The sequence below is a fragment of the Streptomyces sp. NPDC059582 genome (assembly GCF_042735715.1).
GTDB lineage: Bacteria > Actinomycetota > Actinomycetes > Streptomycetales > Streptomycetaceae > Streptomyces.
Genome location: NZ_JBHWCC010000016.1, coordinates 56,731 through 69,307, shown reverse-complemented (window position 1 = coordinate 69,307; position 12,577 = coordinate 56,731). Strand labels below are relative to the sequence as shown.

Below are 12,577 nucleotides of genomic sequence, written 5' to 3'. Positions count from 1 at the left end.
TCAGTCGGTGTCGAAGGTGTAGTGGGCGGTGTGGTCGAGCAGGTCCGCCGGGGACGTGTCGTTCCAGGGCTTCATCCGCTCGCCGACGTCGATGACGTCCGGCGTCCCGCCGGCCGGCGCGTAGCCGGAGGCGGGATGCCTGCGCCGCCACTCGGCCCACAGCTTGTCGATGTACGCGTGGTGCAGCCAGAACACCGGGTCGTTGGGGGACACCCCGGTCGCCATCTGCCCGCCGACCCAGACATGCACCCGGTTGTGCAGGTTGACCCCGCGCCAGCCCTCCAGATGATTGCGGAAGCCGTCCGAGCCGCTGTTCCAGGGCGCCATGTCGTACGTCGCCATCGCCAGTACGGAGTCGACCTCGGCCCGGGTCGGCAGCTCGCGCACGCCGGTGCCGAGCGAGCGCCGGAGATAGGTCCGGCCGTCCACCCGGACGTTGACCGGCCAGTTGCCGGCGGCCGCCGCGAACGGGCCGTCCATCACCCGGCCGTCCAGGCTGCGCCCGGTGCCGCCGAGGAAGTCCGGCGCCCACAGCGAGGCCCGCGTGGAGCGGTCCGCGGACCAGTTCCAGTACGGCAGCGCCACCGAGGGGTCCACCGACTGCAGCGCCCGCTCGAACTCGAGCAGGAATCTGCGGTGCCAGGGCAGGAACGACGGCGAACGGTGGCCGGTGCGCTCGCCGTTGTCGGTGTCCCCGACGATGAAGGCGTTGTGCGTGGTGACGAAGGCGTCGTAGCGGCCGTTGCGCTTGAGTTCGAGGACGGCCGCGACGAAGCGCCGCTTCTCGTCGGCGGACAGGTTCGCCTGGTTCTTGCGGACGGTCATGTGCGGGTGCTCCAAAGGTGCGTGCGGGCGGTTCAGTTGGCGGGGAACGGGACGAGCCGCGAGCCCTGGAGTTCGTCGACCGCGGCGCGTGCGGCGGCCCGTGGGGTGGCCACCGGGGCGTAGTGGCTGACGACGCTGATCCAGGTCCCGTCGGCGTTCCGCATCACGTGCAGTTCCACGCCGTCGACGAACACCGCGTAGCCACCGCGGTGGTGGTCCCCGTGGTGACCGCCCCCGGCGCTCGCCCGGCCCTGTATCCGGCGGCCCCGGTAGATCTCGTCGAACGTCTCGGGGGTGTCGTGGGAGTGCTCTTCGGCCTCGGCCGGTCCGGCGACGGTCGCGGCGGCGGCCGCGGCGGTGAGGGCGGCCGCGGCGGCGAGGGCGCGACGACGGCTGAGTTCGGGCATACGGGACCTCCGGGGTGTGTTGGGTTGACGACCCCGTATGCCTATCGGTCCGGTTCAGAGCGGGAGAAATCGCTGTGGAGTGGTTGGCTCCGATCCGGACAATTAACCACATGTCGTGCAAGGTTGAACGAAGATGATCTTGTCGTCGCGGGGCGCTTCGGACCCCCGGACGGGGGAAATCCTGCCCCTGGCGGCCGGGTTTCGGACGATCTTTCGCGAGGGGAGGGGGCGGGGGTGGTGCCGCTCACCTCGCGAAACTGGCGTGATCCGGGGGGCGCGGACCCCCGTCCATGGCCTGCTACTCTGCGTCGTCAACTGACGGCTCTGGGTAATTAGTAGGGGTGCGCGTGAAGGTCGCCTGTGTCGGCGGCGGGCCCGCCGGCCTGTATCTCTCCATCCTGCTGAAAAGGCAGGACCCGTCCCACGACATCACCGTGCACGAGCGCGACCCCGAGGGCTCCACCTATGGCTGGGGCGTCACGTACTGGCGCGAACTGCTCGACAAGCTCCACACGCACGATCCCGAGTCGGCGCGCGCCGTCGAGGAGAGCTCGGTCCGCTGGAACCAGGGCGTAGCCCACGTACGGGACCTGGCGACCCGGCAGCCCGGCGACGAGGGCCACGGCATCGGCCGCCACCGACTGCTGGAGATCCTCGCCGCCCGCGCCCGCTCCCTCGGCGTGCGACTGGAGTACGACCACGAGGTCACCCCCGAGAACCTGCCCGCCGCCGACCTGGTCGTGGCGGGTGACGGCGTGCGCAGCGCCCTGCGCACCCACCACGCCGGACACTTCGGCACGGAGCTGAGGCCGGGCCGCAACTCCTACATCTGGCTCGGCACCCCCAAGGTCTTCGACTCCTTCACCTTCGCGTTCGTCGAGACCGGGCACGGCTGGATCTGGTGCTACGGCTACCCCTTCGGCCCCGGGCACAGCACCTGCGTCGTCGAATGCGCCCCCGAGACCTGGACGGGCCTCGGCCTCGACCGGGCGAGCGAGAGCGACGGACTCGCCCGGCTGGAGAAGCTCTTCGCCCATGTGCTGGACGGCAGTCCCCTGGTCGGGCGCTCCTCCGGTGACGGCAGCGCCCAGTGGCTGACCTTCCGCACCCTCACCAACCGCACCTGGCACCGGGGCAACCTGGTCCTGCTCGGCGACGCCGCCCACACCACCCACTACTCCATCGGCGCCGGCACCACCCTCGCCCTGGAGGACTCCATGGCGCTCGCCGCCGCGCTGCGCGACCACACCGACCTTCCGAGCGCCCTCGTCCGCTACGAACAGGAACGCAGGGCGGCCCTGTTGTCCGTCCAGAGCGCCGCCCGCTACAGCGCCGAGTGGTACGAGAACCTCACGCGCTACATCCACCTGCCCCCGGAGCAGATGTTCGCCCTGCTCGGCCAGCGACACTCGCCCCTGCTGCCCCATGTGCCGCCCCAGCTTTACTACCGGATCGACAGGGCGGCCGGGCAGTTGGAGGCGCTGCGCCGGCTCAAGCGCTGGCTGGGGCCGAAGGTCGCGCGCGGCGTGCACGCCCGGACGCTGTCCGACCGCACATAGCCCCGCGCGCCGGTCCGGTGGGGTGAATGACGATTCACCGATAAGGTGAATCGTCATTCACCCGTTTGTCTTTCGCGTCGGCCGCTGGAGTGCCCATGGCGTCGCCCGCCCCGATACCCGACCCGTCCGCCACCACCGACGGACCCACGACCGGCACTGCCGACAGCCGCGGTGCCGGGACCCTGCGGGGCCGGCTCACCATCCCCGTGCTGGCCTTCGGCGGCACGCTCATGGCCGTCATGCAGACCGTCGTCGTACCGCTGCTCCCGGACCTGCCGCGGCTGACGGGCGCCTCGCCGGGCACGGTCTCCTGGATGGTCACGGCGACCCTCCTGTCCGGTGCCGTGCTCACCCCGGTGCTCGGCCGGGCCGGCGACATGTACGGCAAACGACGGGTGCTGCTCGCGGCCCTCGCTCTGATGACCGCGGGCTCCGTCACCTGTGCCCTGACCTCCGACATCCGCGTTCTCATCGCCGCCCGCGCCCTCCAGGGCGCCGCGTCGGCCGTCGTACCGCTGTCGATCAGCATCCTGCGGGACGAACTGCCCCCGGAACGCCGGGGTTCCGCGGTGGCGCTCATGAGTTCCACCGTCGGCATCGGCGCGGCCCTGGGCCTGCCGGCCGCGGCCCTGATCGTGCAGTACGCCAACTGGCACGTCATGTTCTGGGTGACGGCCACCCTGGGCGCGTCCGGGGTGGCGCTGATCCGGTGGGCGGTGCCGGAGTCACCCGTGCGCTCGCCCGGCCGGTTCGACATCACCGGAGCGCTGGGACTGGCCGCCGGGCTGATCTGTCTGCTGCTGGGCGTGTCGCAGGGCGGCCAGTGGGGGTGGGGCAGCGGCCGGATCACCGGGCTGTTCCTCGCCGCGGCCGTGACGCTCGGTCTGTGGTGCCGACAGCAACTGCGTGCCCGCCTGCCTCTGGTCGACCTGCGCCTGGTCTCCCGCCCGAAGGTCGGCCTGTCCCATGTGGCCGCCCTGCTGACCGGGTTCGCGTTCTACGCCAACACCCTGGTGACGGCACAGCTGGTGCAGGCGCCCCGGGCCACCGGATACGGGCTCGGCCTGACCATCGTCCAGACAGGACTGTGCCTGCTGCCGGGCGGGATCATCATGCTGCTGTTCTCGCCGCTCTCGGCGCGCATCTCCGCGGCCCGCGGACCGCGCGTCACGCTGGCCGTCGGGGCCGGCGTCATCGCGGCCGGGTACGCGGTGCGCATCGCGGACAGCCGCCAACTATGGATGATCATGGTGGGTGCCGCGGTGGTGGCCACCGGTACGACCCTCGCCTACTCCGCGCTGCCGTCCCTGATCCTGCACGCCGTACCGGCCGACCAGACCGCCTCCGCCAACGGCGTCAACGTGCTGATGCGCACCATCGGCCAGGCCGTCTCCAGCGCCGCCGTCGCCGCGGTCCTGGTCCGCCACACCAGCCCGGTCGGCGGGATCCCGGTGCCGACGCTGCACGGCTACCTGATGGCGTTCGCGATCGCCGGCGTCGTGGCCCTGGCCGCGAGCGCGGTGGCGCTGACCATCCCGGGCGACACCCCGTCCGACGGCACCCGGCGTGCCCGTGGACGCACCCGCTCCGCGCGCGGCGGCGCGATGAAGGGAGCATGAGTGCCATGAGCAGCACTCCGTCCGGCGTGTCCGCCCCCGCCCGCCGGGACGCCGAGGCCACCAAGGCGGCCATCCTGCGCGCGGCCCGCCATCTGCTGGCCCGGCACGCGCACGCCGACATCACGCTGCGGGCCGTCGCCGAGCGCGCCGGGGTGAGCCCGCCGCTGATCCTGAAGTACTTCGGCAACAAGGACGCCCTGTTCGCCCGCGTGATGTCCTTCGACACCGACGCCGACTTCCTGCTGGACGCCCCGGTGGGCGAACTCGGCCGCCACATGGTCCGTCACGTGCTGGAGAGCCAGGTCGAACGTGGCGCCGACCCCGTCCTGCGGATCGCCTTCGCACCCCTGCACGGGGCGCACGGGGACGTGCTGCGCGCCAACTTCCGCAGCCAGGTCACCGCTCGCCTGGCCGACCGCCTCGACGGCCCCGACGCGGGCCTGCGCGCCGAACTCGCCCTGGCCACGCTGCTCGGCCTGGGGGTGATGTTCGGCATCGCCCGGGGCGCCGAACTGCGCTCGGCCGGGATCGACGCGATCGTCGACCGCTACGGCCCCACGGTGCAGGCCCAGCTCACGCCGTAGCGCCCGGCGGACGCCTGCCGTGCGGGGACCCGGCGCAGACGGCGACGGCACACGGCGGTTCACTCGCGTGGGTGAAATACGCCCAGGTGAGGGGCGGCGGGAGCCAAGTCCGCGCCGGCGCGTGACGGATGACAGACTGGCGGTATGGACGAGCGCGAATTCGGTAGGTCGGGCCAGCACGCATCCGTCGTCGGCCTCGGCACCTGGCAGCTGGGCGCCGACTGGGGCGACGTGGACGACAAGGAAGCCCTGGCGGTGCTGGAGGCGGCGGCGGAGGCGGGGGTGACCTTCTTCGACACCGCCGACGTGTACGGCGACGGGCGCAGCGAGCAGACCATCGCCGCGTTCCTGAGCGGCCGGCCGGACCTGCACGTGGAGATCGCCACCAAGATGGGCCGCCGGGTCGACCAGATCCCCGAGAACTACGTCCTGGACAACTTCCGGGCCTGGAACGACCGTTCCCGCCGCAACCTCGGCGTCGACCGCATCGACCTGGTGCAGCTGCACTGCCCGCCGACGCCCGTCTACTCCTCCGACGAGGTCTTCGACGCCCTCGACACCCTGGTCGCGGAGGAGCGCGTCGCCTCCTACGGCGTCAGCGTGGAGACCTGCGAGGAGGCGCTGACCGCCATCGCCCGGCCGAACGTGGCGAGCGTGCAGATCATCCTGAACCCGTTCCGCATGAAGCCGCTGCGCGAGGTGCTCCCGGCGGCCCGGGCGGCGGGAGTCGGCATCATCGCCCGCGTGCCGCTCGCCTCCGGCCTGCTGTCCGGTAAGTACACCAAGGACACGGTCTTCCCCGCGAACGACCACCGCACCTACAACCGGCACGGCGAGTCCTTCGACCAGGGCGAGACCTTCTCGGGTGTCGACTTCGCGACCGGCGTCGAGGCGGCCGCGGAGTTCGCCGCCCTCGCCCCCGAGGGCTACACCCCGGCCCAGCTCGCGCTGCGCTGGGTCGTCCAGCAGCCCGGTGTGACCACCGTGATCCCCGGCGCCCGCTCACCCGAACAGGCGCGCGCCAACGCGACCGCCGCCAAGCTCCCCGAGCTGTCCGAGTCGACCCTCGCCGCGATCCGGGACCTCTACGACCGCCGGATCAAGGACCAGGTGGAAGCCCGCTGGTAGTGCGACGGCCACCTCGGCTGTATCGACGGCCGTTCCCGGGGAACTTGAAGGCGAACGGGAACGGCTGCGGCCGGGACAAGGAGGCATCGTGGCGGGTGGCGGGGACGGGACGGACCGGAGCAGAGGGCGGGACGAGACCGCGGAGGAGCGGGCCGACCGCATGTGGGGGGAGCTGATCCAGGAGGTCCGGGTGGCCCAGACGGGCGTCCAGATCCTGTTCGGCTTCCTGCTCACCGTCGTGTTCACCCCGAAGTACGCCCAACTGGAACACGTCGACCAGGTCATCTACATCGTGACCGTCGTGCTGGGCGCCGCCGCGACCGGCGCCCTGATCGGCCCGGTGGCGCTGCACCGCGTCGTGGCCGGGCGCCGGGTCAAGCCCGAGGCGGTGCGGTGGGCCGCCCGGCTGACGTTCGTCGGGCTGGTTCTGCTGCTCGCCACCATGACCGCCGCGCTGCTGCTGATCCTGCGGGTGGCGACCCATGACGGCTATGTGCCTTACCTGGTCTCCGGCGTGGTCATGTGGTACCTGCTGTGCTGGTTCGCGCTGCCGATGTGGACCCGGCACCGCTACACCTCGCACTGAGGCGCAGAGCGGCCAGCTGCCGGTCGTGCACCCGCCCGAGCAGCAGCACCGAGACGCCGGCGCCGATCAGCGCGCAGAACATGTCCCACTGGGTGTCCCACACATCGCCCTGGGTGGCGAGGAACGCGTCCGCCGAATGCCCCCCGATGACGGCCGCCGCCCACTCGAACATCTCGAACAGGGCGCTGAAGGCGAGGCAGGCGCACACGGTCAGCGGGGCCAGCCAGCGGCTGCCGCGCAGCGGTGAGGTACGGCTGAGCAACTCCCGTACCAGCACGGCGGGGACGAAGCCCTGCATCAGGTGGCCGAAGCGGTCGTAGGGGTTGCGGTCCAGGCCGAACGTGTCGCGCGCCCAATCCCCGAGCGGCACCTGCGCGTACGTGTAGTGGCCGCCGAGGGCGAGCACCAGGGCGTGCACCGTCAGCAGGCCGCACAGCAGGCCGGTCAGCGGGAACCGCCGCCAGGTGAGCAGGATCAGGGGCAGTCCGACGATCACCCAGACCGTCTCCAGGAACCATGTGGCGCGGTCGTGCGGATTCCAGCCGGACACGGCCAGACCCGTCACGGCCACACAGGCGAACACGGCGGGCGTCGTCCGGCGCGGTACGGGACTCGCAGCGGGCATGAGCGGGCTCCTTGTCGGTGAGGGCCCCATGGTGGCGTCACCGGGCGCAGCCCGGCATGAGTACGGCTACTCAGCTCACGGCGCGCTCAGCCACCAGCCAGCACCTGGGTGAGGAAGTCGTCGACGCGGACCCGCTCCCGCCCGGGGGGCACCACCTCGCGGGTCTCGCGCAGGAAGGCGGCGACCGCCGGAGCCCAGGCGAACACCACGGCCTGGTGCCGGCCGCCGTCGGTCCGGGCGTCGCCGAGGAACTCCATGCGCAGCTCCTCCCACTGGCCCGTCGCCACCGGGCGAAACCGCACGTCGCCCACCCCGACCGGGCCGCGCAGTCCGGCGGCGAGCATCTCCCGGTCCAGCCGCCACCGTGCCAGGACCCGGCCGTCGTGGCTGAACACCGCGGTGACGGCGAACGGGTCCTCGGCGTCGTAGCCCAGGTGGGCGAGCACCGGAAATCGGTTCGTGGCGCCCGCCCGGAACTGCATCACCAGGGTCTTGCGCACGAAGGGGATCACAGCGGGCCTTCCGAGAAGAACGGTCGTAGAGCCCTCTAGTACCCCTGCTGCGCGGGGAATGCTCAGCCTTCAGGGTGATTCTCGCGTGACCCGCGCAGCGCGGCGATGCACGTGCCGATCGCGCTCCGGAGCTCCTCGAGCTGCTGGACCATGTCGTCCTCGTAGAACTCCTCGGCGTCGTCGAAGGTCAGCTCCTCGAAGACCTTCGTCGCCTTCTGGAGGCTGCTGTAGAACTTCGTGCGCCGTTCCTGCACGCGCAGTTCGGGGTCCGTCTCCACCGCCTCGACGACGAGGGACTTCATGGTGCCGTAGGCCTCGGCCGCCCATTCGACGGTGTCCTCGTCGTCCTCCAGCTCGTCGAGGAGCGACAGATGCCGTTCGGCCTCCTGGCGCAGCGGGACGGGCGCGTCGACGGTCTGCCCGGCCGGCGTCCTGATCTGACCGGACTCGGCGATCTGACGCACGTACCCGATGCGGTCGGCAGACCGGCTCTCGGACGCCACCGCCTTCTTGAGGTCGTCGGTGCGTACCACGTCACGGGCCAGCTCGGTCTGGAGCTCGGGGTCCTCCCGGACCCGGTCCAGCAGCGCCTGCCGGGCCGCCCGCGCGGTGGAGGGGTCCGCGAGGATCGCGGCCCGCAGGGCGGTCGGGTTCTCGGCCACCTCCAGCGCCTTCGTCGGGCGGATGCCCTCGGCCGCGGCGGCCTCGGCGATGGCGGTACCGCGCTCGGACGTGGCGCCGGAGCGGGAGACGTAGTAGCTCAGCCACACCTCGGCGTCCGGCAGTTCCACCTCCTGACCCGGTGCCAGAGCCTCGAAGTGCGGGACCATGCCGTCGTCGGCGGCTCGGTCCCACGCCTTGTAGTAGCGCATGACCCGTTCGGCGGAACACCCGGCCAGCTCGGCGAACTCCCTCGCCGACACCTTGGGTGTCTCGTCCGCGCTCTGCCCGCCGGGCCGTACGCTCCGCGCCACCATCAGGCCGAAGGCCCAGCCGCCGGTCCGCGCGTAGACGCCGAACTCGCGCGCGTCCCGCGCCACGAGGTCGGACAGGGGCGCGGGGGAGGTCTCGGGCGGGACGATCGCCAGGGTCACGGGTGACTCTCCTGTCAGCTGGAGGTGCGGCCGGTCGGTCTGGATGCCTCCACGCGGCATGCAGACCGGCAGCCTATATCGACCCTTTGGCGACGCTTTTCCGGCGCACGTTCCTCTTCCGGCCTGTTCCGGCGCCCGGCCGGAGGCAGGATGCCCGTATGAGCGTTCGTACCCTGCCCACGAGCACCCCCGCCGACCGGGGCGTCGACGCCTCGGGTGTGCACGCCTTCCTCGACGCCCTGGAGGCGGCCCCGGACATCGAGCCGCACAGCCTGATGATCATGCGGCACGGCCGGCTGGTCGCGTCCGGCTGGTGGGCCCCGTACACGCCCGAGCGCCCCCATCTCCTCTACTCGCTCAGCAAGAGCTTCACCGCGACGGCCGCCGGGTTCGCCCTGGCCGAGGGGCTGATCGGGCTCGACGACCCGGTGATCTCGTACTTTCCCGAGTTCGAGGCCGACATCACGGATCCGCGCAGCCGCGCGATGCGTGTCCGGCATGTGGCGTCCATGTCCAGCGGGCATCTCGCCGACACCGTCCACGAGTCCCTCGCCCTCGACCCCGAGGAGCCCGTACGGGGGTTCCTGCTGCTGCCGCCCGAACGCGACCCGGGCACGGTCTTCGCCTACAACCAGCCCACCACGTACACCCTGGCCGCGATCGTGCAACGGGTGACCGGGCAGCGCCTCACCGATTACCTGCGGCCCCGGCTGCTGGACCCGCTCGGTGTCGGCGCCGTGTCGTGGCTGCGGGACCGGGCCGGCCGTGAACTCGGCTACAGCGGACTGCACGCCACCACCGACGCCGTCGCCCGGCTGGGCCTGCTCTATCTGCGCGAAGGCGTGGGGGAGGGCGTACGGCTGCTGTCCCGGGACTGGGTCGAGCTGGCGACCCGGAAGCACATCCCGACCGCGGTCGGCACGCCCGAGGCGGACCGGGGGGACTGGGAGCAGGGCTACGGGTTCCAGTTCTGGCGGTCCCGGCACGGCTACCGCGGCGACGGGGCGTACGGCCAGTTCTGCCTGGTGCTGCCCGAGTACGACGCCGTGATCGCGACGACCGCCGCGACCGTGCAGATGCAGGACCTGCTGAACCTGGTCTGGACACATCTGCTGCCCGCCTTCGGCCCCGAACCCCGGTCCGGGGGCGAGCAGTCGGACGCGGCCCTCGCGCGGCGGCTGGCGCGGCTCGCCCTGCCCCCGGCCGCGGGAGCGAGCGCCCCGCCCGAGCGGGCCGAGGCCTGGTCGGGGGCCCGGTTCACCCCGGCCGGCGGAGTGTGCGCGGCCCAGCCGGGCCTGGCCTCGGTCGGCGTCTCGGCCGGCGCGGACGGCTGGACGCTGACGCTCACCGAGGACGGCGAGCGCCTCGAACTCGGCCTCGGGCCGGGTGGATGGCACAGCGCCGAGCAGCCGCTGCCCACCGCCGTCAGCGGCGGGTGGGCCGACGCGCGGACCCTGAAGGCACACGTGGCCTTCCTGGAGACGCCGCACCGGCTGGTGCTGACCTGTTCGCTCGACGACCTCACCTTCACCGCCCGCTGGCTCACCCAGCCCCTGCACGGCGGGCGACTGCGCTCCCTGCGCGCGCCACGCGGTTCGGTCTGACGCCGGTCCGGATCAGTCGGAGCGCGATTCCGATGAGTCCCCTCGGTCCCCTCGGTCCTCTCGGTCCCCTCGGTCCCCTCGGTCCTCTCGGTCCCCTCGGTCCTCTCGGTCCTCTCGGTCCCCTCGGTCCTCTCGGTCCTCTCGGTCCCCTCGGTCCCCTCGGTCCCCTCGGTCCCCTCGGTCCCCTCGGTCCCCTCGGTCCCCTCGGTCCACGGGGTCGGCTCGAATCCGTCCGGGTCCCGTTCCGGTCAGTTCGAGTCCGGTTCGAACGTACGCAGGAAGACGTCCAGCGCCTGCCGGTTCGCCGTCCTGCCCCAGTCGGCGGCGGGCGTCGTCCAGCGCAGCGAGAAGCTGCGCCGGCCGCCGAGGAGGAAGCCGCGGCCGAAGGTGCGCACCTGGGTGCCGTCCACGTCGACGAGCCACTCCATGTCGGCGGCCCGGTACCCCAGATACGTCGTGGCACGGATCGCCCCGATCCGCTGGAAGCCCGCGTCCTGCCGTAGCCCGGGCTCGACGTCGTCCCGCCAGACGGCGACCGGATCCGCACCGGCACTCTCGCTGTACGTCACCGCGAGCGTGCGCGGGTCGCCCTCGGCGCCGAAGGTGACCCGGTAGGCCTGGTCGGAGCGTTCGGTGCGCAACCGCTTCCAGTCGTCGGGCAGGGCGACGGAGAAGCCCTCCGGCGCGTCGAAGAGCTGGTACCCGGACGGCAGGGTGCTGGCGGACGCCGAGGACGACGGGGTGGGCGTGGGTGTCGGAGTCGGTGGGGGCGTCGGCGTGCCGGAGGCTCTTTCGCCGTCGGCGTCGTCCGGCGCCGTCGCCGGGGCGGACGGGGCCGCGGCCGCCGAGGGGCTGGTGCGGCCGCCGGCCGCGGAGCTCTCGGTGCCGGGCAGACCGGTCGTGGCGAGGACGGCGACCGCGACGGTGACGACGGCGAGGCCGGTCCCGGCGGCCATGGTCCGGCCGCTCCAGCCCGGACCGGCGTGGCGGACGGTGGCGTACGCGCGTCGCAGCCGGGGCGTGGGCACGGTCGGCAGGACCGCGTCGGGATCCTCGTTGAGCACGCGGGTGAGGACCTCGCGGACCACCGGGCGGGTCAGCCGCTCCCGGGAGTCCTTGCGCAGCAGCCCCTGCACGGCCTGGGTGAGCGGCCCGGCGCGCAGCGGGGTGCGCAGCGGCAGCCGGTCCACACTTTTCAGGGTGGCCTCGGTCCGGTCCCGCTCCCGGAACGGCGGACGTCCCTCGACCATCGTGTAGAGGATCGCGCCGAGGGCCCACAGATCGGCCGCGGGACCGATGCGTTCGTCACGTGCCTGCTCGGGGGAGGCGTACGACGGTGCCGTGACCCGGGGGGCGAGCGTCGCGCCCGCCAGCCCGAAGCCGGTGACCACGACCGGGCCGCCGTCGCGGACGTACACCTGTCCCGGGCTGAGCTCGCCGTGGGTGATGCCCTGGCCGTGCGCGGCCTCCAGCACGTCGAGCAGTTCCAGCCCGATGCGCGCCGTGCGGACGTAGTTGAACGTGCCGTGCCGGCCGAGGAGTTCGCTCAGGGGCGTGCCGTCGACCCACTCCGTGACGGTCCACAGGGCGCCCGCCTCCTCGACGGCGTCCACGACCGGCACGACCCGGCCCGGGCACACCCGGTCCAGCGTCTCCGACATGCGCAGGATGCGACCGGTGGTCCGGCGCGCGTCCCCCTCCCCGGCGGCGTCGCCGTCATCGGCGGCGGGCGGGAACCCGATCTGGGTCAGGAGGCAGGGGCGCTGGGCCTCCAGGTCCTCGCCGTACCAGCAGACCCGGTTCGTTTCGCGGGAGACGACGTCGAGGAGCCGATATCGACCGGCCACCAACTCGTGCGTGAAGACGTGCGCCTTGACCATGGTCATCCCTCGCTGCACCCCCGAATATTCATCTCTCCCATGGGTACGGCGCTCGTGACGGGGTGCGTTCAATCCGCTGCGAGTTCGGTGAGATTTCTGTCTTCCATTCAAAGGGCGGCGCGGGTCTGCGCGATGAAAAAGCGTCAGAACGGCG

General features: G+C 72.3%; 12 protein-coding genes. 6 read left to right on the top strand and 6 right to left on the bottom strand.

The genetic code is table 11. The annotated features are described in order from the left end of the window. Window positions 1–825 carry a tyrosinase family protein gene (locus ACFV0T_RS16360; protein WP_385778973.1) on the bottom strand — a complete coding sequence of 275 codons (825 nt, stop codon included), beginning with the start codon at window positions 823–825 and terminating at the stop codon, window positions 1–3. Between the two features lie 32 nt (window positions 826–857). After that, window positions 858–1,232 carry a tyrosinase cofactor gene (locus ACFV0T_RS16355; protein ID WP_385778971.1) on the bottom strand — a complete coding sequence of 125 codons (375 nt, stop codon included), beginning with the start codon at window positions 1,230–1,232 and terminating at the stop codon, window positions 858–860. Window positions 1,233–1,573: 341 nt separating this feature from the next. On the opposite strand from ACFV0T_RS16355, the gene ACFV0T_RS16350 reads away from it, so the two are divergent. The 5 genes from ACFV0T_RS16350 (at window position 1,574) to ACFV0T_RS16330 (ending at window position 6,708) form a co-directional block, all read left to right on the top strand. Next, the gene (locus ACFV0T_RS16350) at window positions 1,574–2,791 is read left to right on the top strand and encodes an FAD-dependent monooxygenase (RefSeq protein WP_385778970.1); all 1,218 of its coding nucleotides are present in this window, start codon (window positions 1,574–1,576) and stop codon (window positions 2,789–2,791) included. Window positions 2,792–2,886: 95 nt separating this feature from the next. Beyond that, window positions 2,887–4,410 (top strand): MFS transporter, encoded by a 1,524-nt coding sequence (locus ACFV0T_RS16345; protein ID WP_385778968.1) that lies wholly within the window; start codon window positions 2,887–2,889, stop codon window positions 4,408–4,410. Then, window positions 4,407–4,994 carry a TetR/AcrR family transcriptional regulator gene (locus tag ACFV0T_RS16340; RefSeq protein ID WP_385778966.1) on the top strand — a complete coding sequence of 196 codons (588 nt, stop codon included), beginning with the start codon at window positions 4,407–4,409 and terminating at the stop codon, window positions 4,992–4,994. Before ACFV0T_RS16345 ends, ACFV0T_RS16340 begins: the two co-directional genes overlap by 4 nt. Window positions 4,995–5,138: 144 nt before the next feature. Then, window positions 5,139–6,122, top strand: a complete 984-nt coding sequence (locus ACFV0T_RS16335; protein ID WP_385778965.1) for an aldo/keto reductase — start codon at window positions 5,139–5,141, stop codon at window positions 6,120–6,122. A 160-nt stretch (window positions 6,123–6,282) separates the two neighbouring features. Beyond that, window positions 6,283–6,708, top strand: coding sequence for a DUF6328 family protein (locus tag ACFV0T_RS16330; RefSeq protein ID WP_385779094.1), 426 nt, complete (start codon window positions 6,283–6,285; stop codon window positions 6,706–6,708). On the opposite strand, the gene ACFV0T_RS16325 is transcribed toward ACFV0T_RS16330, so the two are convergent. The 3 genes from ACFV0T_RS16325 to ACFV0T_RS16315 all read right to left on the bottom strand — a co-directional run bounded on the left by ACFV0T_RS16325 (window position 6,641) and on the right by ACFV0T_RS16315 (window position 8,939). Beyond that, window positions 6,641–7,333 carry a DUF2238 domain-containing protein gene (locus ACFV0T_RS16325; protein WP_385778963.1) on the bottom strand — a complete coding sequence of 231 codons (693 nt, stop codon included), beginning with the start codon at window positions 7,331–7,333 and terminating at the stop codon, window positions 6,641–6,643. The two genes, ACFV0T_RS16330 and ACFV0T_RS16325, sit on opposite strands and share 68 nt — an antisense overlap. Window positions 7,334–7,419: 86 nt before the next feature. Further along, the gene (locus ACFV0T_RS16320; RefSeq protein WP_385778961.1) at window positions 7,420–7,845 is read right to left on the bottom strand and encodes an SsgA family sporulation/cell division regulator; all 426 of its coding nucleotides are present in this window, start codon (window positions 7,843–7,845) and stop codon (window positions 7,420–7,422) included. A 62-nt stretch (window positions 7,846–7,907) separates the two neighbouring features. Next, window positions 7,908–8,939 (bottom strand): hypothetical protein, encoded by a 1,032-nt coding sequence (locus ACFV0T_RS16315; protein WP_385779093.1) that lies wholly within the window; start codon window positions 8,937–8,939, stop codon window positions 7,908–7,910. A gap of 158 nt (window positions 8,940–9,097) precedes the next feature. Here ACFV0T_RS16315 and ACFV0T_RS16310 point away from each other — a divergent pair, with 158 nt between their 5' ends. Then, window positions 9,098–10,543, top strand: a complete 1,446-nt coding sequence (locus ACFV0T_RS16310) for a serine hydrolase domain-containing protein (RefSeq protein WP_385778959.1) — start codon at window positions 9,098–9,100, stop codon at window positions 10,541–10,543. Between the two features lie 248 nt (window positions 10,544–10,791). On the opposite strand, the gene ACFV0T_RS16305 is transcribed toward ACFV0T_RS16310, so the two are convergent. Then, window positions 10,792–12,429: a serine/threonine protein kinase gene (locus ACFV0T_RS16305; RefSeq protein WP_385778957.1), complete on the bottom strand. Its 1,638-nt coding sequence runs from the start codon at window positions 12,427–12,429 to the stop codon at window positions 10,792–10,794. Between the last annotated feature and the right edge of the window lie 148 nt (window positions 12,430–12,577).

Excerpts from the sequence above, each read along its gene's own strand:
- ACFV0T_RS16330 (WP_385779094.1), top strand. The coding sequence starts at position 6,283 with ATGTGGGGGGAGCTGATCCAGGAGGTCCGGGTGGCCCAGACGGGCGTC.
- ACFV0T_RS16325 (WP_385778963.1), bottom strand. The coding sequence starts at position 7,333 with ATGCCCGCTGCGAGTCCCGTACCGCGCCGGACGACGCCCGCCGTGTTC.
- ACFV0T_RS16335 (WP_385778965.1), top strand. The coding sequence starts at position 5,139 with ATGGACGAGCGCGAATTCGGTAGGTCGGGCCAGCACGCATCCGTCGTC.
- ACFV0T_RS16360 (WP_385778973.1), bottom strand. The coding sequence starts at position 825 with ATGACCGTCCGCAAGAACCAGGCGAACCTGTCCGCCGACGAGAAGCGG.
- ACFV0T_RS16345 (WP_385778968.1), top strand. The coding sequence starts at position 2,887 with ATGGCGTCGCCCGCCCCGATACCCGACCCGTCCGCCACCACCGACGGA.
- ACFV0T_RS16355 (WP_385778971.1), bottom strand. The coding sequence starts at position 1,232 with ATGCCCGAACTCAGCCGTCGTCGCGCCCTCGCCGCCGCGGCCGCCCTC.
- ACFV0T_RS16340 (WP_385778966.1), top strand. The coding sequence starts at position 4,407 with ATGAGTGCCATGAGCAGCACTCCGTCCGGCGTGTCCGCCCCCGCCCGC.
- ACFV0T_RS16305 (WP_385778957.1), bottom strand. The coding sequence starts at position 12,429 with ATGACCATGGTCAAGGCGCACGTCTTCACGCACGAGTTGGTGGCCGGT.
- ACFV0T_RS16310 (WP_385778959.1), top strand. The coding sequence starts at position 9,098 with ATGAGCGTTCGTACCCTGCCCACGAGCACCCCCGCCGACCGGGGCGTC.